The sequence below is a fragment of the Phytohabitans houttuyneae genome (genome assembly GCF_011764425.1).
In the GTDB taxonomy this organism is placed as follows: domain Bacteria; phylum Actinomycetota; class Actinomycetes; order Mycobacteriales; family Micromonosporaceae; genus Phytohabitans; species Phytohabitans houttuyneae.
The window spans coordinates 1,936,768-1,956,927 of the sequence record NZ_BLPF01000002.1; the positions used below are offsets into that span (position 1 = coordinate 1,936,768).

Here is a 20,160-nt window from a genome sequence, read left to right on the forward strand (position 1 = left end):
GGCGCCCGCCCGCACCGGAAAGCTACCGACGGTACGACGAAACGAGGGTTTCCATGAGCGTCACTGCGCCGACGCGGCCGCCGCAGACGCCGCCGCGGGGCCGCGCGCGCCCCAGAGGCCGGCACGGCCTGCTCGGCTGGCTCTACGCGACACCGACCGCGGTGTTCGTGGTGGCACTGTTCGTGGTGCCGCTGGGGCTGGTCGTCAAGATGTCCGTGTCGAGGTGGCCGCTGCTCACCGGCGACCAAGGGTTCAACGCTCCGGACAACTTCGACAAGGCGGTCAACCACCGCTTCTTCACCGACTCGGTGGTCTTCACCGTCAAGTACACGGTGCTGGCGACGGTACTGCTGCTGGTCCTGGGTCTGGGTCTGGCCCTGCTGGTGCAGGAGTCGAGCCGGTGGAACAACCTGCTGCGCGCCTCGTTCCTCATCCCCAGCGCGCTCGGCCTGGCCTCGGCGTCGCTGCTGTTCTACGTGTTCTACTCGCCGTTCGCCAGCCCGCTGAAGCCGCTGATGGACAGCTGGGGCTTCACCTTCCTCGGCTCGCCGACCGCGGCGCTGCTGTCCACGACGTTCCTGATCGTCTGGCGGTACGCCGGCTTCTACATGGTCCTCATGCTCGTCGGTCTGCAGGGCATCCCGGCCGACGTGTTCGAGGCGGCCCGCTCGGACGGCGCCACCCGCTGGCAGACCTTCTGGCGGGTCACGCTGCCGCTGCTGCGCCCCACGCTGGCGCTGACCACCGTGCTGTGCGTGACCGGCTCGCTGCTGGCGTTCGAGCAGTTCTACATCCTGACCAAGGGCGGCCCGGACAACAGCACGATCACGGTCGTCCAGCTCATCTACTCGGTGGCGTTCCAGGGCCAGAACGACCTCGGCGTCGCCGCGGCCATCTCCGTCATCGTGCTGCTCGCCCTGATCCTCATCAACGCGTTGCAACTGCGCGCCTTCCGGTCCGAGGAGAGCTGACGCATGGCCGTCATGTCGCATTCGACCTCGACCACCGGCGAAGGCACCCGGCCGCCCGCCGGCGCACCGGCCGGCCGCCGCAAGCCGCGGGGCGTCACGGTCTACGGCGTCGCGCTGCGCATGCCGTACTGGGTCTTCACCGGCGCGGTCGCGCTGATCTTCCTGGCCCCGCTCGTCTGGACCGCGGTCGCCTCCGTCTCCCCGCAGGCCGGCACCAACCAGACCGAGGGCTGGGGCTTCGGCAACTACGAGACGCTCGCCAACTACCAGGCCGGCATCTGGCGGTACCTGTTCAACTCGGCGTTCGTCTCGCTGCTCACCGTGCTGCTGACGCTGGTCATCTCGCTGCTGGGCGGCTACGCCTTCGCGCGGTTCCGCTTCCCCGGGCGCAACTTCCTGTTCCTGCTCACGCTCGCGATCCTCATGGTCCCGTACGCGACCCTGCTGATCCCGCTCTACGTCCTGCTCAACGAGGTGGGGCTGGAAAACTCGCTGGTCGGCGTCGCGCTCGTGCTCACGATGTTCCAGCTGCCCTTCTCCACGTTCCTGATGCGCATCTCCTTCGAGGCGGTGCCGCGCGAGCTCGACGAGGCCGCGACGGTCGACGGCTGCTCGACGTGGGGCGCGTTGTGGCGGGTGCTGCTGCCGGCGGTGAAGCCGGGCCTGATCACCGTCGGGCTGTTCTCGTTCCTCGCCGCGTGGAACGACTTCATGGCACCGCTGATCCTCATCAACGACTCGGAGCGCATGACGCTCCCGCTCGCGGTGTCCAACCTGCGTGGCCAGGTGCAAGGTGTCGTCGACTACGGAGCGACCGAAGCGGGCGTCGTCATCCTCGCCCTGCCGTGCATCGTCCTGTTCCTCCTGCTTCAACGACACTACGTGCGCGGCTTCATGTCCGGCGCGCTGAAAGGCTGAGCATGAAAGCCACCGCATCCGCGGCCGCACCCGTCCTGCCGGCCCGTGGCCGGCTCCGGCCGCTCGGACTCGGCGACGTCCGGATCACCGGCGGGTTCTGGGCCGAGCGGCAGTCGGTCAACGCCGAAGCGAGCCTCGCGCACATCGAGCACTGGCTGGAACGCGAAGGCTGGATCCGCAACTTCGACCTCGCCGCGGGCGGGGGCGACCTCGCCGCCGACCGGCGCGGGCGCGAGTTCTCCGACTCCGAGGTCTACAAGTACCTCGAAGCGGTCGCGTGGGAGATCGGCCGCAGCGGCGACGAGCGGCTCGAGTCGCGGTTCCGGGCGATCGTGGCCCGGGTGGGGGCGGCGCAGGAGGCCGACGGCTACCTGAACACCAAGTTCGGCCGGGCGGGGCAGGCGGCGCGCTGGACCGACCTGGAGTGGGGTCACGAGATCTACTGCGTCGGGCACCTGCTCCACGCCGCCGTCGCCCGCGCCCGCACCCGGCCCGGCGCCGACGACGGCCTGCTGGAGATCGCCCGCCGGGCCGCCGACAACATCTGCGACACGTTCGGCCCGGACGGCATCGACGGCGTCTGCGGCCACCCCGGGATCGAGACCGCGCTGGTCGAGCTCGGCCGGGTCACCGAGGACGACCGGTACCTCGCGCAGGCCGCGCTCTTCGTCGACCGCCGCGGCCACGGGCGGCTCAGCGACGTGGAGTACGGCCGGGAGTACTTCCAGGACGAGACACCGGTGCGCGAGGCGACCGTCCTGCGTGGACACGCGGTGCGCGCCAACTACCTCGCCGCCGGCGCGGTGGACGTCGCCGTCGAGCTGAAGGACGCCAGCCTGCTGGACGCCGTCCGTACACAGTGGACCAACGCGGTCACGCGGCGCACGTACGTCACCGGCGGGCAGGGCTCGCGCCACCAGGACGAGGCGTTCGGCGGCGACTGGATGCTGCCGCCGGACCGGGCGTACTCGGAGACCTGCGCGGGCATCGGCTCGGTGATGCTGGCGTGGCGGCTGCTGCTGGCCGACGGCGACCCGCGCTACGCCGACCTCATCGAGCGGACGCTCTTCAACGTGGTCTCGACCTCGCCCGCGGCCGACGGGCGCAGCTTCTTCTACGCCAACACGCTGCACCGCCGCGAGCTCGGCACCCTGCCCGACGCGGACCGGCCCAGCCTGCGCGCGGCGGCCTCGCTGCGCGCCCCCTGGTTCGAGGTCTCCTGCTGCCCGACCAACGTGGCCCGCACCCTGGCCAGCCTGACCGCGTACGTGGCGACGGCCGACGACGAGGGCCTGCAGCTGCACCAGTACGTCCCCGGAGCGGTCCGGCACCGCCGCGCCGACGGGCGCGAGCTGTGCGTGACGATCGAGACCGACTACCCGCGCGACGGCGAGATCCGGGTGCGTGTCGACAGTGACGACGACCAGCCGTGGGCGCTGTCGCTGCGGGTGCCCGGCTGGGCGGGCAAGGGCGCGACCATCATCGTCGACGGGCAGACCCGGCCGGTCGCACCGGGCGTCGTGACCGAGCGGCGCACCTGGCGGCGCGGCGACGAGGTGGTGCTGTGCCTGCCGATGGCCCCCCGTTTCACGTACCCGGACCCGCGCATCGACGCGGTCCGCGGCTGCGTGGCGGTCGAGCGGGGTCCGGTCGTCTTCGCCCTGGAGTCCGTCGACGTGCCGGGCGTGGGGACCGTCGACGAGCTAAGGGTCGACACCAGCGAGCCGCCCCGCCTCGCGGACGGCCGGGTCACCGTGCGCTGTCACCAGGTGCGCCCGCACGACCACACCTGGCCGTACCGGACCGACCCGGCCGAGGCCAGGCCCGCGGCGGGCGCGGAGCTCGACGCGGTGCCCCTCGTGGAGTACCACGCCTGGGCCAACCGCGGCCCTTCCACGATGCGCGTCTGGATCCCCACCACCCATGAGGCGCGACACCCGTGTTAGCGCTCACACGCGAAAATCCTCATCGATGACTTACACGCCACCACCAATATGAGGAAGGAAACGCCATGAGTCGGAGACGCGTGAGGAGAGCGCCCATCTGGGCCGCTCTAACCGCGCTGGTCGTGGGAGGAGCTGTCGGTGTGCCGTCCCCCGCGAACGCCGCCAGCCCCATCCTCCCCGGCAACGAGGGCGACGTCGGGGTATACACCGACGGCCTCAGCCACGTGATGGAAATCGGAGACCCGGCGTACAGCAACACCGGCGACGTCGTCAACCAGCTCAACCCCGGCGTACCCTTCACGGCCGGCAGCATGCACCAGTCCATCTTCGACAAGGACCTGGCGGCCGGCGGCACCGACTACTACCTCGACCGGATCCTGGGCGTGCCGGGCACCATCGGCTCGGCCGTCCTGATGACCCGCGGGCGCTCCCTCTACATGCGCGGCGCGAGCAACAGCAACTTCACCGTCATGGGCTTCGCGGGCAGCGCCTACGTGGGCGGCCCCAACAACCTCGGCAACCTCTACACGGTGACCGTTCCTGGGCAGACGGTCACCGAAGTGAACGCCAACCGCTTCAACGCACCGAGCCACGCCAAGAGCCGCTACACGATCGGCACCACCGGCGTCACCGCGGACCAGACGAAGTTCATCACGTACGACAACGTCGCGGTCACCGCGATCACCTTCAACAACCCCGGCGGCTCCGCGGCCACCTTCACCGTGCGCGCCGCCTCGCCGCTGGCCACCCAGGCCGGCGAGGGCGGCGCCGAGCTGACCGGCACCCGGGTCATCACCAGCGGCGCCAACAACGGCCTCGTCGACACCGCGTGGGACACCATCCGGACCAGCCTGACCGGCAGCGGGTTCACCCGCAGCGGCACCAACCTCGACCGCGAGGTCACCGTGCCGGCCGGCGGCTCGCTCGCGCTGTCGGTCGTGGGCGCGGTCTCCTCGGCCACGCTGCCCAGGACCGTCGAGGCGTACCACCGGTACGCCGCGCTGCCGCCCGCCGAGGCGGTGCGCACCGGCATCACGGCGTTCAACCGCCAGTGGGCGCAGGACGTGCCGTACATCGACGTGCCCGACCCGGCGCTGGAGAAGGCGATCGTCTACCGCTGGTGGGGCGAGCGCTACAACAGCCTCGACGCCAACGCCTCCGGCTACGCCTACCAGTACCCCACGACGATCGAGGGGGTGAACCTCTACCAGAACTCCGTGGCGCTGACCCAGCCGATGCACCTGCAGGACACCAAGTGGCTGCGCACGCCGTACCTGCCGTACGGGCAGATCCTCAACATCGGCGAGCTCTCCGGCTCCTCGGCGTTCCTGGACAGCCCCGGCCACACCAGCTGGAACAACCACTACTCGCAGTACATCGGCACGGCCGGGCTCGAGGCGTACAACGTGCACGGCGGCGGCAAGGACGTCGCCAGCAAGTTCGCCCACTACTTCGAGGGCGACGGCGCCGGCCAGCTCGAGCACTACGACGGCAACAACGACAAGCTCATCGCGTACGACACCAACTACATGCCGGGCAACGACGCCGACGCCATCACCTTCGGCTTCCCGAAGGCCAACGCCGGCGCGCCCGGCGCGCGGACCATCGAGCGCCCGGAGTCGGCGTACGTGTGGGGCGCGTTCGACGCCGCCCGCCAGCTGTACCAGATCGGCGGCGCCGAGCAGGCCAAGGTGGACCAGATGGCCGCCAGCGCCAACGGCATCCGCGACGCGGTCCTCGGCCGCCTGTGGAGCCCGGACACGCGGATGTTCCTCGCCGGCACCTCGCACGGCGCCACCAGCGCGGCGACCTCCAACGGCCGGGCCAACCCGCTGCCGGAGTCGGCCCGCACGCTGATCCCGTCGAAGGAGTCGAACCTCTACGACGTCTACGCCCAGAACCTCATCCCGTTCGACCAGTGGCAGACGTACGTCGACGGCTTCCGCTTCCTGACCTACGGCGACAACTTCCCGATCTTCCCGTTCTACACGGCCAACCAGTACGACCGGGCCGCCTACGGGATCGGCGGGTCGAACAACTTCTCGAACATCAACTTCACCGTGCAGTACCGCGGTGTCCGCTCGGCGCTGCGCCACTACGACCCCGAGCAGAAGTACATCAACCCGGCCTACGCCAAGCGCCTGCTGGACTGGATGGCCTGGAGCATCTACCCGAACGCGGACCTGCGCGCGCCGAACCAGGCGGAGTACTACTCCAACTGGAACCCGACGGCGAAGACCTACAACCGCAACAACCCGAACCACGTGATGCTCGGCAACATGAACTACATCTTCATCGAGGACATGGCCGGCATCCAGCCGCGTTCCGATGACAAGATCGAGCTCTGGCCGATCACGTTCGGGTACGACCACTTCATGGCCAACAACCTGCGCTACCACGGCCAGGACGTGACCATCGTCTGGGACCCGGACGGCACGAAGTACGGCCTCGGCGCGGGCTACAGCCTGTTCGTCAACGGCCAGAAGAAGGTCACCACCGACAAGCTCGGCAAGCTCACCTACGACCCGAAGACCAACCAGGTCCAGGCCGAGAGCGGGCTCACCGTCACCTTCACCGCCGCGACCGGCAGCGACTTCCCGAGCGCGGTGGACACCCCGATCCAGGACGACCGCGTCGTGTCGTACCTCAAGACGGCCGGCATCGACCTGACCGAGGACGCGCCGAACCTGGCCAAGGGCGCCGCCCTCAGCTCGTCCTACACCCAGCAGGGCGTGCGGCCGACGCCGTGGCGGCTGTTCCACACGCCGGGCAACAGCAGCACCGCGATGAACTACACGCCGGGCGCCATCAAGGAGACCGAACGCCCGGTCGCGCTGGCCGCCGTGACCGACGGCGTCACCGCCAACGAGCCCTACTGGGGCAACTACGGCACCGCGGACAAGAACGGCTACGTCGAGCTCGACCTGGGCTCGGCCAGGTCCTTCGACAACGTGAAGGTGACGTTCGTCAGCGACCGGCAGGCCGGCGGCTACCGCGAGCCGGCGCGCTGGTGGATCCAGGTGCCGGACGGCAGCGGCGGCTGGAAGGAGGTGCCGGGCCAGTTCAAGAACCCGACCGTTCCGGCGGCGAAGTTCAACGAGGCGCTCTTCGGGCCGGTCACCTCGAACAAGGTGCGCGTCGCGTTCACGAACAACCCGACGTTCTTCACCGCGATCTCCGAGATCCAGGTGTTCAACTCGGGTCGCGACGTACCGCCGGTCTCCAACCAGGCGCCGGTCGTCACCGCCGTCCGCGACGGCTCGCAGGACGGCAACCTGTCCACCCGGCTGGTCGGCACGGCCGCCGACGACGGCGTGCCGTACGACAGCGAGCTCACCTACGGCTGGGAGACCGTCTCCAAGCCGGCGAACGCGGGCGTCATCTTCGCCGACCAGGACGCGCTCACGACCCGGGTGACCGGCACGGTCGCCGGCGACTACGTGTTCCGGTTCTTCGCAAACGACGGCGAGAAGCGGACCGAGGCGACGGTGTCCGTGACGCTCGCCGAGAAGGAGGTCACGGCCGAGTTCGGCTCGTCCGCGGCGATCAGCACCAGCGGCACCGTGGCGTGGGAAAACCACCAGCGGGTCAGCGAGCCGACGACGCCGAGCAGCTCCAACCCGGGGGCCGGCAACGGCTGGGGCAACTGGAACCTGCCGCAGAACGGCAGCAGCCTCGAGCGGCAGGCGTGGATCCAGTACAGGTGGACCGCGCCGGTGCGGCTGTCGTCGACGGACATCTACTGGTACGACGACAACGGCGGCACCCGGCGGCCCACGGCCACGACGTACGTGATCGAGTCCTCGAACGACGGCACCACCTGGACCCCGGTCACCCTCGCCGGCGGCTCGACGTACGCCGACGGCCTCGCCACCAACGCGTACAACCGCCTCACCTTCGAACCGATCACGACCACGCACCTGCGCGTCCGCATCTTCGGCCTGATGGCCGGCGGCGCGGGCACGGGCGTGCTGCGCTGGCGGGCCAACGGCGAGACCGTCGACTCGGTCCGCTCGCCGGTGCTGATCCGGACCACGGTCGGCGAGGTGCCGGCGCTGCCGGCCGAGCTCGACGGCGTCTACGCCAGCGGCGAGCGGGGCAAGGTCGCGTTCAACTGGCAGCAGATCACGCCGGAGATGGTGGCCGAGGTCAACACCGACCCGTTCGTGGTCTACGGCACGAACGACGCGTACGGGCTGATCGCCGAGGCGCGCGTCTACGTGCGGCCGGAGACGGCGCAGGACGGCATCTCCATCCAGGGCGCCGAGAGCTTCACGCAGAAGGTCGAGGTCGGCGAGCTGCCGTACCTGCCGGACAGGGTGGAGGTCTCGTACAACGACGGGTCGCGGGACAACCAGGCCATCGGCGTCGACTGGCAGTTCGACGAGAGCGTCGTGGACACCGAAGGCCGGTACACCGTCATCGGCAACCTCATCCTGCCCGACTACGTCAGCGAGGCCGGCACCACGCAGACCACGCTGACGCTCACCGTGGGCGACCCGCCGGAGACCCCGGCGTGGGACGTCACGGTCACGGCGCGCACCCAGTGCACGGGCACGAACGTGTACCTCGCGGTCAACGCCCGCAACGACGAGACCGTCCCGCTCACGATCGAGCTGGTCACGCCGTACGGCACCCGCAAGGTGGACAACGTCGCCCCGGGCAAGTCCGCCTACCAGGCGTTCAACACCCGGCTCAGGACGGTGCCGGCCGGTACCGCGACGGTGAAGGTCACCGGAACCGTCAACGGCCAGCCGGTCACGGCGCAGATCCCCGCGCAGTTCGGCGCACTCAACTGCGGCTGACCCTTTCGGGGGTGGCGGCGCCGGCGACGGCGCCGCCACCTTCCCCACCCCGAAGGCAGGAGACTGCACCGTGAAGACCTTTGTGAGCCGCGTGGCGGCCGCCGGGCTCCTCGCCGGCGCGCTGGTCGGGCTCCCGGCACCGGCCTACGCCGCGGACCCGTACACGTTCACGAACACCACGAACCCGATCCTCGGCGACGGCAGCTACTACTCGGCCGACCCGGCGCCGCTGGTCGTGCCGGCCGGCGCGCCCGGCAACCCGGGCGACAAGGACGAGCTCTACATCTACACCGGCCACGACGAGGCCGGACCCTCCACAAACGACTTCATCATGAACGAGTGGGGCGCGTTCCGCACCACCGACGTCCAGGCTGGACAGTGGACGCACCATCCCTCGCTGATGCGCCCGGAGCAGGTCTTCGCCTGGGCCACGGCGGGACGCGCGTACGCCGGCCAGGTGGTCCGCGGCGTCGACGGGCGCTACTACTGGTACGTACCGATCAACGAGCGGGAGAGCCCGGCCTCGGACAAGTTCGCCATCGGGGTCGCCGTCTCGGACAGCCCGACCGGCCCGTGGACCGACCACGCCGGCGGACCGGTCATCTCCCAGCGGGTGCCGGCGACCAACACCATCCACAACATCGACCCGACGATCCTCGTCGAGGGGCAGCGGGTCTTCGTGTGGTGGGGCTCGTTCGGCAACCTGCGGATGCTGGAGTTCCAGGCCGACATGAAGACCCCGGTGGGCACCCAGCGCACCGTCACCGGGCTGACCGGCTTCTTCGAGGCGGCCTGGATCTTCAAGCGGGGCGCCACCTACTACATGGCGTACGCCGGCAACAACGCCGGACCGACCTCGCAGTGCACACCGGCGAACTACCACGCGTGCATCGCGTACGCGACGGCGGCGGCGCCCGAGGGACCGTGGACCTACCGGGGCACGATCCTGCGGCCGGTCTCCTCGACGACGAGCCACCCGGGCATCCTTCCGTTCAACGGCCAGTGGTACATCGCGTACCACACGGCCGACGCGGTGGGCGGGGGCCACTTCCGCCGTTCCGTGGCGATCGACAAGGTCGAGTGGGACGACACCCTGACGCCGCCGCGGATCAAGCTCGTCACGCCGACGCCGGCCAAGGGGCGCGACCTCACGCCGCGGCCGAACATCGCCCAGGAGGCCAGGGCCACCGTCTCCAACGAGCCGGTGCCCACGCAGTACTGGATCAAGGCGCTGAACGACGAGATCGTCCGGTCCAACCCGCTCCCGCCCGACATGTGGGGCACCTGGACCGGCAGCAACCCGCCGCAGCAGTGGGCGCAGTACACGTGGGACCAGCCGATGCGGGTCTCCGGTTCGCAGATCGAGTTCTGGAACGACCAGCCGCAGGGCACCGGCGTCGGCGTCGCGGCACCGGCCCGCTGGAGGATCCAGTACTGGAACCTCGACAGTGGACAGTGGGTCGACGTGCCCAACGCCAGCGGGTACCCGACGGGCACGCAGGGCTTCCAGAACACCACGTTCGACCCGGTGACCACGACGCAGGTGCGGGCGACATTCGACGCCTCCACCAACGGCAGCACGTACTCGGCGGTGGCGGTCGAGGAGTGGAAGGTCCTCGCGGCGCAGCCGGACGCGGTCACCCCGCCGGCCATGACGGTCGAGGTGGGGGAGCGGGAGCTGCCCGGCACCGTCGCCGCGACGTTCGGCGGGCAGACCCTGCAGGTGCCGGTCTTCTGGGACCCGGTGACCGAGGAGCAGGTCGCCGCACCCGGCACGTTCACGGTGCGGGGCACCGTGCTCGGGTACGCCGCGGGCCGCGTCTCGGCGGAGGTCCGGGTCATCTCGCCCGGCGACACCGAGGGCGACGTGACCGCGCCGGTGCTGACGCTCACGCCGAGCGGCAGCGCGGGCAGCGCCGGCTGGTACCGGTCCGCGGTGCGGGTGCGCGCCGCGGGCGTCGACGACCGCGGCGGCCGGCTGAGGATCGAGTCCACGGTGGACGGCGGTCAGCCGGTGGTGGCGACCGACGTGCGGTACACCGACGTCACCGTCACCGGCGACGGCCAGCACGCCGTCACCGCGACCGCGACCGACCGCGCGGGCAACGTCTCCGTGCCGGCGAGCCTCGCCGTGCGGATCGACGCCACCGCGCCGGCCAGCACGGCGGCCGTCGACGGCACCACCCGCGCGGTCACGGTGACCTCGACCGACGCGACCTCCGGGGTGGCGCGGATCGAGTACGCGATCGACACGGGCGCGTGGACCGCGTACACCGGCCCGGTCGCGGCGCCCGACGCCAACCGGCACACGGTGTCGTTCCGCGCGACCGACACCGCCGGTAACTCCGAGACCGCCAGGTCGGCGACCATCCCGGCGGACCTGTCCGGCCCGCTCACCGGCAACATCGGGCCGATCGGCACGCCGACGGCGTCGTACACGGCCGGCTGGAACAGCGTCACCGCGCTCAACGACGGTGCCGACCCGGCCAGCCCGAGCCAGGCGCAGATCTGGGGCACCTGGTCCGGCAGCCGCCCGGAGAGCCAGTGGGTCCAGTACGACTGGTCCCGCCCGGTGCGGATCACGGGTACGGAGCTGAAGTTCTGGCGCGACTCCAACCAGGGCACCGGTGACGGCGTCGCCGAGCCCGACTCCTGGGTGCTGCAGTACTGGGACGAGGCCGCCTCGGCGTGGCGTGACGTGCCGGGCGCGTCCCCGTACGGCACGAGCACGACCGCGTTCAACACCGTCACCTTCACGCCGGTCACCACGCCGCGCGTGCGGGCGACGATCCAGGCGAACGGCAACGGCACCACCAACTCGGCGGTCGCGATCACCGAATGGCGGGTCTTCGCCGCCGACCCGGGCACCCAGCCCGTGGTCGTGCCGGTCACGGTCACCGTCCAGGCGCGATGCGTCGCCGGCAAGGCGTACGTCGCCGTGCATGCTCGCAACGACCACGACGCGCCGGTGAAGATCATCTTCGAGACGGCGTACGGCGACCGCACGTTCGCGAGCGTCGCGCCGGGCGCCAACGCCTACCAGTCGTTCGCCACGCGCACCGCATCGGTCGCGGCCGGCCCGGTCACCGTCCGGGCCACCGGGACCGTGGACGACAGAGAACGCTTGCCTGGTCCCATTCCGACGGGCTTCATGGGATGGGAGGTGACGACTGTCCACACCGAAGAACACGCCGGCGTGGCCTGCGCCTGATCGCACCAAACCCACCAAACGAAAGGCAACGGAGCATCACATGAGCAGAAGACGCAGAAGGCTCGTCGCGGCGGGTGCCGCGGCGGCGGTACTGGCCGGGCCGCTCGCGCTGGCGTCGCCGGCGGTGGCGGCGCCGGGGACAGTGACGATGTGCGGGTCACGGTGGACATCGAGGAGATCCGGGAGCCGGGTGTGCTGGCGATGTCGATCGCGGGTGACTCGGTGGCGTTGGCCGAGGATGGTTCGACGCTGCTGGTCCGGCAGTTCGTCGGTACGTTGCCGACGGTCACGGTCACCGACACGCGGATCGCGGAGGAGGTGCCGGAGGGTGCGGCGTGGGCCGTGCTGGGCAGTGCGACGGACTTCGCGGGTGATGGGGGCAGCCGGCGATCAGTGCTGGTCATCTGGGTTGGGCGCCGAACCTGATCGATGGCGGTGACACCGGGTTGGTGACCGAGGGTGAGGAGGTGGTGACGGTTCTCGACGAGCCGACGCAGCCGGGGAACAATGTCGGTCTGGTCGATCAGGAGTTGCTGGTGTCGACGTTCGACTCCGAGGCTGTCGCCGGTGACTCGTACTCGGTCAACGCCAACCTGTTCCTGCGGGCTCCGGCGGATGTCGCGGCGGGCTCGTACACGTCGACGCTGACCCTGTCCCTGTTCGAATGACGCACCGGTGGAGGGCCGCGGCGACGCGGCCCTCCACCACCCCCGGCACGGAGGACCCGCCATGAACCGAAGCCTGCTGCCCCGGCTGGCCGCCGCGCTGGCCGCGGTGCTCGTCGCCGTGCCGCTCGCACCCGGTGTCGCCACGGCGGAGCCGACGCCGGGCACGCCCGCGGTGACCTGGGCAGTGCAGCCGGCCGACGAGCGCGGCCCGGACGGCCGCCGCTGGATCGAGCGCACGCTCGACCCCGGCCAGGTCGTCACCGAGCGCCTGGCGGTGCGCAACTTCAGCGACCGGCCCACGGTCTTCGCGCTCAAGGCGGCCGACGGCTACCTGACCGACAAGGGCCGCTTCAACATGCTCCCGTCCAACCAGAAGTCGGTGGACGGCGGCACCTGGATCGAGGTCCGCGACACGGTGACGGTGCCCGCGAAGGGCACGGCGGTCGTGCCGTTCACCATCACCGTGCCGCGGGACGCCCGGCCCGGCGACCACCCCGCCGGCATCGCGGCCACGGTCACCGCGACCGGAGGCACGGTCGCGGTCGAGAGCCGGGTCGGCTTCCGGGTCATGATGCGGGTCAGCGGCACGATCACGGCCTCGCTGGCGGTCGACGGGCTCACCACCACGTACCGGCGCTCCTGGAACCCGTTCTCGGCCGGCAGCGTCCGGGTCCGCTACACGGCGACCAACGACGGCAGCGTCGGCGCGACCGGCGCCGCGACGGTGACCACCGGCGAGCTTTTCGGCGCGGTCGAGCACCGCACCGGCGCGGAGGTCGCGCAGAGCCTGCCGGGCGGCAGCCGGGAGGTCGACGTCACGGTCGACGGGGTGTGGGCGCTGGGACCGCTCAGGACGACAGTGGTGCTGACCCCGGCCGTCCTCGACGGCGACACCAGCGGCGCGCAGATCCGGCCGGCCGAGGCGACCGTGACGGTGTGGACGCTGCCCGGGCCGCAGCTCGTCCTGCTCGCGCTGCTCGCCGCGCTCGCCCTGACCGCCCGGGCCGCGGTGCGGCGCCGCCGGCGCAGGCTCGCCGCGCTGCTCGCCCGCGCCCGCGACGAGGGCCGGGCCGAGGCCCGCGAGTCCACCCTCGCCGAACGCTGATCACGCTAGGGTGGCGGCGTGGACGTAGGCATCCATTTCCTGAACTTCACCAACCCCGGCGGCGACGCGGTCATCGCACCGCTGCTGGCGCAGACCGCCAAGGCGGCCGACGAGGGCGGGTTCGCGCTCTTCACGGTCATGGACCACTTCTTCCAGATGGAACAGGTGTGGCCGGCCGAAAACCCCATGCTCGAGGGGTACTCCGCGCTCGCCTTCGTCGCCGCGCACACCTCGCGCGTCGAGCTGGCCACGCTGGTGACCGGCGTGACGTACCGCCATCCGGGCCTGCTCGCCAAGACCGTGACCACCCTCGACGCGCTCTCCGGCGGCCGGGCGATCCTCGGCATCGGCGCCGCCTGGTACGAGCGCGAGCACCTCGGTCTCGGCGTGCCGTACCCGCCGCTGGCCGAGCGCTTCGAGCGGCTCGAGGAGGCGATCCAGATCTGCCTGCAGATGTGGAGCGACAACGACGGCGCGTACCAGGGGCGGCACTACACGCTCGCCGAGACCCTCAACCGTCCCCGGCCGCTGCGCCGCCCCCGCCCGCCGATCCTCATCGGCGGCAACGGCGAGAAGAAGACGCTGCGGCTGGTGGCGAGGTACGCGGACGCCTGCAACCTGACCACCGCCGAGGTCGACGAGGTCCGCCACAAGATTGAGGTGCTGCGCCGCCACTGCGACCGCGAAGGCCGCGACATCGGCGACATCCGCATCACCGTGCAGAACCGCGTCGACCCGATCGAGGACCGCGACGGCTTCCTGCGCCGGGCCGAGGCCCTGGCCGCGCTCGGCGTGCGCCACCTGCACATGCGCGCACCCCAGCCCGACCCGGTCGGCTTCGTGGCCCGCGTGGTGGAGACGGTGAAGGAGCCGCTGTCGCAGATCGAGCCGGCCAAGCTCTGAGGCCGGCGGGTCAGCGCTCCGGCAGCAGCGGCCGCATGAACGTGCGCTCGTAGCGCAGCACGCAGCCGCTGTCCTCCCGGATCCGGTCCGCGGCGACGAAGTCCGGGTCCACGCCGAACCGCGTCCGGTACACCTCGTAGGCCGCGAGGCTGGGGAAGCTGAACAGGGCCAGCGCCTTGTCGCTGGCCCCTTCGGACGGCAGGAAGTACCCGTGGTGGGTCCCGCCGTGCCGGTCGACAAGCTCCATCCACCGCCGGGCGAACCGCTCGAAGTCGGCCGTCTTCGCCGGGTCGATGACGTACTCCACGACGCAGGTGATCACCACGCCACCCTACTGTCGGGTATCGGCGCGCGTGGTTGTCTGTCCGGTATTGGGCTGGTTCCGGTCGCCTACGGTGCCGTCCATGAAACGACCGCTCGCGCTCTGCCTCGTCACGCTGGCCGTCCTGGCCGCGCTTCCGGCCGCCCCGGCATCGGCGGCGTTTCCAGGCCGCAACGGCCTGATCGCCTTCGAGCGCTTCGACGCCGTCAACCCGCTCGGCGAGATCCGCTCCATGACCCGCACGGGCGCCGCCGACACCAACCTGACCGCCTCGCCGCTGGTCGAGGACCGCGACCCGGCCTGGTCGCCGGACGGCAGCCGGATCGCGTTCCGCCGCGCCAACGCCGGCCCGGACCAGCTCTGGATCATGAAGGCGAACGGCGCCGGCCTCGCGGTGGTGCCCGGCAGCGGGACCGCGGGCCGGCCCGACTGGTCGCCGGACGGCAAGTGGCTGGTCTACGAATGCTGGGTGCCGCTGACCACCGAGACCGACATCTGCGTACGCACCGACGCCGGCGGCGGCTTCGCGGCCCTCACGGCGACGGCGGGCATCAGCGAGCGCCGGCCCGTGTGGTCGCCGGACGGCACCCGCATCGTCTTCAGCCGCGAGCTCCCGGCCGGTGCCGGCAGCTTCCTCGTCTCGCTGGACCTCAAGTCCCTGGTTCTGACCGCGATCACCCCGCAGGTCGCCGGCACGTACGACGGGTGGCCGGACTGGTCGCCGGACAGCGGCCAGCTCGCCTTCAGCCGCTTCGTGGTCGGCAGCGGCAGCGGCGGCGCCATTCACCGCGTGGACGCCACGGGCGCCGGCCTGACGCTGGTGACAGCGCCGATGCCCGGCACCGACGCCCACCACACGATGCCGGCCTGGTCACCGGACGGCAAGCGGATCGCTTACGTCCACCTCGACGACGACGAGGCGTGGGGCCACATCTACATCATCAAGCCCGACGGCACGCTCAACACCCAGATCACCTTCGGCGCGGCCACCGACGAGTCCCCCGACTGGCAACGAACCTGACCCCCGGCGTCCCCCTCCGCGCGAACCCCCAGACCGATCCGGTCAACGCCGGGATCTGCGGGAGGCTTCCCCAGTCTCACCGTCCGCGCGGAACCAACAGATCGTGGTACGGATCCGCCGCTGTCGGGGCGGGTGCGTACCACGATCTGCCGCCAAGTCGAGCCCGTCACCCCGCCGGCTCGGTGCTGCCGCGACGTCCGCCGTGGTCCGGACCGTTGCCCGGGCTGCTCCCGATCGACAGTCACGCACCGCGGCGCCGAGTCCGCCCACGATGCGGCGCCGTCGTGGAGGGCTCTACCACCGTCAGTGACCATCCGGCGGACGCAAGTGGCGCCGCAGTCGAGATCTTGGTGAGTTAGCGCGATATTTCGACGCTAACTTGCCAAGATCTGCCGGAGCGGGCTCCCGGGCTGAGTTGGCCGACCGCGGACGGTGAGGCCGCGGGAGCAACGGTCCGGACCACGGCGGACGTCGCGGTAGCTCAAAAAAGGGAACGTGAAGGCTCGCCCCGGACAAGTAGGAATGGAGTGTTGTCGAAATCGGGGAGAGTCGATGAGAAGACGTGCGTACGTCGCGGGCGTGCTGAGCGCGGTGCTGGCGGCCGCCGGTGCGGTGGTGGCCGTGGCGCCGGCCGGCCATGCCGGGTCCACATCGTACGGTCGGAGCGGGCCGGGCGGGGCGTGGGTCACGCTGGTCACCGGCGACCGGGTGCTGGTGCCGGCTGCCGGTGGCCGGGCGGACGTGCGGGTGGAGCCGGCGCCGCGGGCGCGGGCGGCGCAGTTTCAGCAGTTCACGCGGCGCGGCGACCGGTATGTGCTGCCTTCCGACGCGGCCGCGGCGGTGCGGGCGGGCACGCTTGACTGGCAGCTGTTCAACGTGACCGGGTTGGTGCGTCAGGGTTTTGACGACGCGCGGGTGGCCAGCCTGCCGCTGCTCGTCGAGTACACGGACGGGGCCGCGGCGCGGCGGGCGGCGCCGGACGGGGTGGCGGTGCGCCGCAGCCTGCCCGGCGTGCGGATGGCGGCGCTGGACGCGGGCAAGGCCGGCGTGGGCGGCGTGTGGCGAGATCTGTCTGGGGGCGGCGTGCGGCGGGTGTGGCTGAACGCGAGGGCGGCGGCCACATTGGACGAGAGCGTCGCGCGGATCGGGGCGCCGGCCGCCTGGCAGCGCGGGCTGACCGGCAAGGGTGTGCGGGTCGCGGTGCTGGACACCGGCGTCGACACCGATCACCCGGACCTGGCGGGGAAGGTGGCCGTCTCCCGCGACTTCTCCGGCAAGGGCAGTGTCGAGGACGGCAACGGGCACGGCACCCACGTCGCGTCGACCGTCGCGGGGTCGGGTGCCGCGTCCGGCGGGCGGTACAGGGGCGTGGCGCCGGACGCGACGCTCGCGGTGGGCAAGGTGCTCGACGACGACGGCAACGGGTCGTTCGACGCGATCATCGCGGGCATGCAGTGGGCGGCCGCCGAAGCCGGCGCCGACGTGGTCAACATGAGCCTGGGCGGGTACGGCAGTGACGGCACCGACCCCCTCTCGGTGGCGGTCGGCGCGCTCACCCGCGCGCACGGCACGCTCTTCGTGGCCGCGGCGGGCAACGACGGCGCGGACGAGTGGGTCTCCACGCCCGCGGTCGCCACGGAGGCCCTCGCCGTCGGCAGCGTGAGCAAGGCCGACGTGCGGAGCGACTTCTCCAACCGCGGCCCGCGCCCCGGCGACGGCGCGGTCAAGCCGGACCTGGCGGCGCCGGGCGAGGGGATCGTCGCGGCCGCGCCGGCGGGCGTGCCGCCGCTGGGGGAGCCGGTGGGCGAGGCGTACCAGCGGGTGGACGGCACCTCGATGGCCGCGCCGCACGTCGCCGGCTCGGCCGCCCTGCTGGCCCAGCTCCATCCCCAGTGGACACCGGCCGAGCTGAAGGACGGGCTGATGAGCACCGCCGTCGAGGTGGCGGGCGCCGGCCCGTACGCGGTCGGCACCGGGCGGGTGGACGCCGGCCGGGCGACCGGGCAGGCGGTCACCGCGACCGGCAGCCTCTCCACCTACCTGCGGTGGCCCAACCAGGGCGCGGCCCGCACGCAGGCCATCACCTGGCGCAACACCGGCGCGAGCCCGGTCACGCTGGCGCTGTCCGGCGCGCTCACCCGCCGCGACGGCGAGCCGGCGCCGGAAGGGATGCTCGCGCTGTCGGCGCACAGCGTGACGGTGCCGGCCGGCGGTACCGCCACAGTGGACGTGACGATGTCCGCTGTGGACGGTGCGCCGGGCACGTACGGCGGGGTCATCGAGGCCACCGGCGCGGCGGTCGCCACCCGCACCGCCGTCTCGGTGTCGCAGGAGGACCGCATGTTCGACCTCACGGTCGCGCTCCTGGACCGCGACGGGCGGGCGCCGCGGGAAGGCGACTACCCCAGCGTCACCATCTACAACCTCGACGACAGCGACTTCTTCTACTGGGGGCTGTCCGGGACGGTGCGCCTGCCCGCCGGGCGGTACGCGGTGCACACGACGATCGAGACGCCGCGGGCGGGGCAGGAGCCGGAGTACAGCTTCATCAGCCACCCCGAGCTGCACCTCGACCGGGACGTCGCGCAGACCTTCGACGCCCGGCTCGGCCAGCCGGTGTCGGTCACCGTGGACAACCCGGCCGCGCGCGGCGGCGACCACTACGTGCAGGTCATGAGCCGGATCGCCGACTGCGCCTGCACGTTCGGCATCCAGAGCGGGCTGGACCCGCGCTTCCACCCGGCGTACGCCGCGACGGTGCCGGGCACCAGCTCCACGACGTTCGCCTTTGGACAGTCCCGGCGGGCGACGGCACCGGAGCTGGAGCTGTTCGCCGACGACGGCCAGTCCTTCGAGGTCGCCACCGGGTGGCTGAGCGGGTCACCCACCCCGCGGGAGTCGGCCACCCTGCCGGTCGTCTTCGGCGGACAGGGCACACCCGAGGACCTGGCGAAAGTCGACGCGAAGGGCAAGCTGGTGCTGTTCGAACTCTCCGGCGACACCTCGTACGAGGAGGTGTACCGGCGCACCGGGTACATCCGGGACGCCGGTGCGCGGATGGCCATGGTCAACGTGCTGGAGGAGACCGCCCCGGCCGCCCTCGCCCGGCGCGCGGACGAGGAGCCGGCGCCGGCACTGCCCACGCTGCGCGGCTTCGGCCCGACCGCCGCACGGCTCGCCGCGCTGGCCAAGGCCGGCGGCGCCACGGTGCGGTACGCCAGCCGCCCGATGCCCGAGCACCGCTACGAGCTGGCCTACGGGGTGCTGGGACAGGTGACCGGCGCGCAGGTGCACCGCCCGCGCACGCGGGACCTGGCCGCGGTGCGGACGGCGTACCACGACAACGTCGCCGACTCGGTGCGCTACGTGGCGGCGAGGGTCGACTTCTTCGGCACGAGCCTCGGCGGCGGCTGGTCGATGCCGGTGCGGGCGCCGCAGGAGCGGGTCGAGTACTTCAGCCCCGGCACCTGGCACCTCGACGCGCACGGCTACTGGGGCCCGCGCGACTCGCTGGACGACACGCTGGAGCTGGCGGCCGGCCGTACGTACCGCCTCGCCTGGAACAAGGCGGTGGCCGGACCCACGTTCGCCGGCGCCACGGCGACCCGGGAGGACGGGGCGCGGCCGTGGGCGTGGCGTGACGGCGGCGCGATCGACGTGGTCCTGCCGCTGTACGGCGACGGCGCCGGGCGGCCACGCGTGCCGTTCGGCGAGGACGGCACCGACACCGGGTCGATCAGCCTCTACCGCGACGGCACGCTCGTGTCGACCGCGCCGGTGCCGGACCGGGCGAGGTTCGAGGTGCCCGCGGGGCCGGCCAGGTACCGGCTCGTGGCGCACACCGAACGGTCGGTTGACTGGTGGCCGCAGTGGACGAGCGTGACGGCGGCGTGGACGTTCCGCTCCTCGGCGGCCGGTGAGGGCGAGAAGCTGCCGCTGCTGGCCGCCCGCTTCGCCCCCGCGGTCGACCTGCGCAACCGCGCGCCCGGCGGCCGGTCGTTCACGATCCCGGTGTACGTCGAGCGGCAGGACACGGAGCGGGTTTCGGTGCGGCGGCTCACCGTGGACGTGTCCTACGACGACGGGCGCACCTGGCACGAGGCGACGGTGCGGCGCTCCGGTCCACGGTGGACGGCCACGGTGCACCACCCGGCGGGCGGGCACGCCGCGCTCCGGGCGTCGGTCACCGACGCGGACGGCAACACCGTCGTGCAGACCGTGCTGCGGGCGTACGCGATCGGGTCGTAGCGTCCGGCTCTCCCGGCGGCGCCCCGGCGCCGCCGGGAGAGC

The 20,160-nt window shown here is 71.9% G+C and carries 12 protein-coding genes; 11 read left to right on the forward strand and 1 reads right to left on the reverse strand.

Annotated features, from left to right (window positions below):
- Positions 1 to 53 precede the first annotated feature (53 nt).
- The 9 genes from Phou_RS31995 to Phou_RS32030 all read left to right on the forward strand — a co-directional run bounded on the left by Phou_RS31995 (position 54) and on the right by Phou_RS32030 (position 14,527).
- Positions 54 to 971, forward strand: a complete 918-nt coding sequence (locus Phou_RS31995; protein WP_173063000.1) for a carbohydrate ABC transporter permease — start codon at positions 54 to 56, stop codon at positions 969 to 971.
- A 3-nt stretch (positions 972 to 974) separates the two neighbouring features.
- On the forward strand, positions 975 to 1,889 hold the full coding sequence (locus Phou_RS32000) for a carbohydrate ABC transporter permease (protein ID WP_173063003.1): 915 nt from the start codon (positions 975 to 977) through the stop codon (positions 1,887 to 1,889).
- A gap of 2 nt (positions 1,890 to 1,891) precedes the next feature.
- Positions 1,892 to 3,835 (forward strand): glycoside hydrolase family 127 protein, encoded by a 1,944-nt coding sequence (locus tag Phou_RS32005; RefSeq protein WP_173063006.1) that lies wholly within the window; start codon positions 1,892 to 1,894, stop codon positions 3,833 to 3,835.
- Positions 3,836 to 3,975: 140 nt separating this feature from the next.
- The gene (locus tag Phou_RS32010; RefSeq protein ID WP_246273991.1) at positions 3,976 to 8,640 is read left to right on the forward strand and encodes an Ig-like domain-containing protein; all 4,665 of its coding nucleotides are present in this window, start codon (positions 3,976 to 3,978) and stop codon (positions 8,638 to 8,640) included.
- A 70-nt stretch (positions 8,641 to 8,710) separates the two neighbouring features.
- Positions 8,711 to 11,851, forward strand: coding sequence for an OmpL47-type beta-barrel domain-containing protein (locus Phou_RS32015; RefSeq protein ID WP_246273992.1), 3,141 nt, complete (start codon positions 8,711 to 8,713; stop codon positions 11,849 to 11,851).
- A 150-nt stretch (positions 11,852 to 12,001) separates the two neighbouring features.
- Positions 12,002 to 12,277 carry a hypothetical protein gene (locus Phou_RS55100; protein ID WP_308784665.1) on the forward strand — a complete coding sequence of 92 codons (276 nt, stop codon included), beginning with the start codon at positions 12,002 to 12,004 and terminating at the stop codon, positions 12,275 to 12,277.
- A 44-nt stretch (positions 12,278 to 12,321) separates the two neighbouring features.
- Positions 12,322 to 12,519: a hypothetical protein gene (locus tag Phou_RS55105; protein ID WP_308784666.1), complete on the forward strand. Its 198-nt coding sequence runs from the start codon at positions 12,322 to 12,324 to the stop codon at positions 12,517 to 12,519.
- Positions 12,520 to 12,580: 61 nt separating this feature from the next.
- Positions 12,581 to 13,624, forward strand: coding sequence for a hypothetical protein (locus Phou_RS32025; protein WP_173063012.1), 1,044 nt, complete (start codon positions 12,581 to 12,583; stop codon positions 13,622 to 13,624).
- 18 nt (positions 13,625 to 13,642) lie between these two features.
- A complete protein-coding gene (locus tag Phou_RS32030) occupies positions 13,643 to 14,527 on the forward strand; it encodes an LLM class F420-dependent oxidoreductase (RefSeq protein WP_173063015.1) in 885 nt (294 codons plus the stop codon).
- Between the two features lie 10 nt (positions 14,528 to 14,537).
- Here Phou_RS32030 and Phou_RS32035 read toward each other — a convergent pair whose 3' ends face one another.
- Complete coding sequence (locus Phou_RS32035; RefSeq protein WP_173063018.1) at positions 14,538 to 14,849, reverse strand: NIPSNAP family protein; 312 nt, start codon at positions 14,847 to 14,849, stop codon at positions 14,538 to 14,540.
- An 82-nt stretch (positions 14,850 to 14,931) separates the two neighbouring features.
- Between Phou_RS32035 and Phou_RS32040 the strand changes: the two genes are divergently transcribed.
- Both Phou_RS32040 and Phou_RS32045 read left to right on the forward strand, forming a co-directional pair.
- The gene (locus Phou_RS32040) at positions 14,932 to 15,870 is read left to right on the forward strand and encodes a TolB family protein (RefSeq protein ID WP_173063020.1); all 939 of its coding nucleotides are present in this window, start codon (positions 14,932 to 14,934) and stop codon (positions 15,868 to 15,870) included.
- Positions 15,871 to 16,422: 552 nt separating this feature from the next.
- A complete protein-coding gene (locus Phou_RS32045; protein ID WP_173063022.1) occupies positions 16,423 to 20,118 on the forward strand; it encodes a S8 family peptidase in 3,696 nt (1,231 codons plus the stop codon).
- Positions 20,119 to 20,160 lie beyond the last annotated feature (42 nt).